Raw genomic sequence first — 355 nt, 5'->3', positions numbered from 1 at the left:
GGTGTCGGGTTCGAATGTTGTTGCCGGTCAGGACATCAAGTACACGCTCACGTTCTCGAACACCGGTAACGGTGCGGGTGAGGTCGCGCACTTCGACGATCTGCGTGGTCTGCTCGACGATGCTGATCTGGTTGCGGGCAGCTTGAGTGCTGATGCTCCGTTGACTGCTGCGATGGTCGGCACGGATGGTTTCTCGGTGACGGGGACCTTGGCGGCCGGCGAGAGCAAGACGGTGACGTACACCGTCACGGTCAAGGCTGATGCCGATCGCGTTGCGGCGAATGCCGACAACACGGTGCTCAACTTCGTTGTTCCGGGGACGACTCCTCCGGTTGATCCTCCGGAGGTGTGTGAT

At 60.8% G+C, this 355-nt stretch carries 1 protein-coding gene; it reads left to right on the top strand.

Annotation, left to right across the window (positions count from 1 at the left end):
• Nucleotides 1-355, top strand: a 355-nt coding sequence (locus QM596_RS29590) for a DUF7927 domain-containing protein (RefSeq protein WP_283310602.1), incomplete at both ends; no start/stop codon positions are given.

The organism is Rhodococcus sp. IEGM 1406, from assembly GCF_030056745.1.
GTDB classification, from domain to species: domain Bacteria; phylum Actinomycetota; class Actinomycetes; order Mycobacteriales; family Mycobacteriaceae; genus Rhodococcus_F; species Rhodococcus_F erythropolis.
This window is presented reverse-complemented; position numbering and strand designations above follow the sequence as displayed.